Annotated in this window: 1 rRNA gene; it reads left to right on the plus strand. The window is 50.5% G+C overall.

What is annotated here, in order from left to right:
* Nucleotides 1–2,642 (plus strand): 23S ribosomal RNA (locus tag AVJ20_RS17765); the annotation flags it as partial.
* Nucleotides 2,643–2,683 lie beyond the last annotated feature (41 nt).

Genomic DNA, 2,683 nt, shown 5'->3' on the forward strand with positions numbered 1-2,683 from the left:
CGAACGGGGAAAAGCCCATTAAGTTATCTAAGCTTTAGTGGAACGCTCTGGGAAGTGCGACCATAGTAGGTGATAGTCCTGTACACGAAAGGGCTTAGATAATGATGTCGAGTAGGGCGAGGCACGTGAAACCTTGTCTGAATATGGGGGGACCATCCTCCAAGGCTAAATACTCCTGACTGACCGATAGTGAACCAGTACCGTGAGGGAAAGGCGAAAAGAACCCCTGTGAGGGGAGTGAAATAGATCCTGAAACCGCATGCATACAAGCAGTGGGAGCCAACTTGTTTGGTGACTGCGTACCTTTTGTATAATGGGTCAGCGACTTACATTCAGTAGCAAGGTTAACCGATTAGGGGAGCCGTAGAGAAATCGAGTCTTAATAGGGCGTTTAGTTGCTGGGTGTAGACCCGAAACCGGGTGATCTATCCATGAGCAGGTTGAAGGTTGGGTAACACTAACTGGAGGACCGAACCCACTGTCGTTGAAAAGCCAGGGGATGACTTGTGGATAGGGGTGAAAGGCTAATCAAACTCGGTGATAGCTGGTTCTCCCCGAAAGCTATTTAGGTAGCGCCTCGGACGAATACCATTGGGGGTAGAGCACTGTTTCGGCTAGGGGGTCATCCCGACTTACCAAACCGATGCAAACTCCGAATACCAATGAGTACTATCCGGGAGACAGACTGCGGGTGCTAACGTCCGTAGTCAAGAGGAAAACAATCCAGACCGCCAGCTAAGGCCCCAAAATTATAGTTAAGTGGGAAACGATGTGGGAAGGCATAGACAGCTAGGAGGTTGGCTTAGAAGCAGCCACCCTTTAAAGAAAGCGTAATAGCTCACTAGTCGAGTCGGCCTGCGCGGAAGATGTAACGGGGCTAAAACTATATGCCGAAGCTGCGGATTTACACATTAGTGTAAGTGGTAGGGGAGCGTTCTGTAAGCCGATGAAGGTGGATTGAGAAGTCTGCTGGAGGTATCAGAAGTGCGAATGCTGACGTGAGTAACGACAAAACGGGTGAAAAACCCGTTCGCTGAAAGACCAAGGGTTCCAGTCCAACGTTAATCGGGGCTGGGTGAGTCGACCCCTAAGGCGAGGCCGAGAGGCGTAGTCGATGGGAAATTGGTTAATATTCCAATACTTCAGTGTAATGCGATGAGAGGACGGAGAAGGTTAAGTCAGCCTGGCGTTGGTTGTCCAGGTGAAAGGAAGTAGGCATGTATCTTAGGCAAATCCGGGGTACTCTATGCTGAGATCTGACAGCAAGCTGTACTTGTACAGTGAAGTGGCTGATACCATACTTCCAGGAAAAGTCTCTAAGCTTCAGTTACACTGGAATCGTACCCGAAACCGACACAGGTGGTCAGGTCGAGTAGACCAAAGCGCTTGAGAGAACTCTGCTGAAGGAACTAGGCAAAATGGTACCGTAACTTCGGGAGAAGGTACGCTGCTTTTGGTGATGGAACTTGCTTCCTGAGCTGAGAGCAGCCACAGAAACCAGGCCCCTGCAACTGTTTATTAAAAACATAGCACTCTGCAAACACGAAAGTGGACGTATAGGGTGTGATGCCTGCCCGGTGCTGGAAGGTTAATTGATGGGGTTAGCGTAAGCGAAGCTCTTGATCGAAGCCCCAGTAAACGGCGGCCGTAACTATAACGGTCCTAAGGTAGCGAAATTCCTTGTCGGGTAAGTTCCGACCTGCACGAATGGCATAATGATGGGGGCGCTGTCTCCAGCAGAGGCTCAGTGAAATCGAAATCGCCGTGAAGATGCGGTGTACCCGCGGCTAGACGGAAAGACCCCGTGAACCTTTACTGCAGCTTGACATTGAACTTTGATCTTACTTGTGTAGGATAGGTGGGAGGCTTTGAAACCGAGACGCTAGTTTCGGTGGAGCCAATCTTGAAATACCACCCTGGTAATATTGAGGTTCTAACTCTGCTCCATGATCTGGAGCGAGGACCATGTCTGGTGGGTAGTTTGACTGGGGCGGTCTCCTCCTAAAGAGTAACGGAGGAGTACGAAGGTGCGCTCAGCGTGGTCGGAAATCACGCGTAGAGTATAAAGGCAAAAGCGCGCTTAACTGCGAGACCCACAAGTCGAGCAGGTACGAAAGTAGGTCTTAGTGATCCGGTGGTTCTGTATGGAAGGGCCATCGCTCAACGGATAAAAGGTACTCTGGGGATAACAGGCTGATACCGCCCAAGAGTTCATATCGACGGCGGTGTTTGGCACCTCGATGTCGGCTCATCTCATCCTGGGGCTGAAGCAGGTCCCAAGGGTATGGCTGTTCGCCATTTAAAGAGGTACGCGAGCTGGGTTTAGAACGTCGTGAGACAGTTCGGTCCCTATCTACCGTGGGCGCTGGAAATTTGAGAGGATCTGCTCCTAGTACGAGAGGACCAGAGTGGACGAACCTCTGGTGTACCGGTTGTGACGCCAGTCGCATCGCCGGGTAGCTATGTTCGGAAGGGATAACCGCTGAAAGCATCTAAGCGGGAAGCCTACCTCAAGATAAGATTTCCCTTGGACTTTATGTCCACTAAAGAGCCGTTGAAGACTACGACGTTGATAGGTTGGATGTGGAAGTGCGGTGACGCATGAAGCTGACCAATACTAATTGCTCGTGAGGCTTGACTATACAACACCCAAACAGTTGTTGTATCAAGCATCAATTGATTC

The sequence above is a fragment of the Acinetobacter sp. CFCC 11171 genome, from assembly GCF_003268405.1.
Lineage (GTDB): Bacteria > Pseudomonadota > Gammaproteobacteria > Pseudomonadales > Moraxellaceae > Acinetobacter > Acinetobacter amyesii.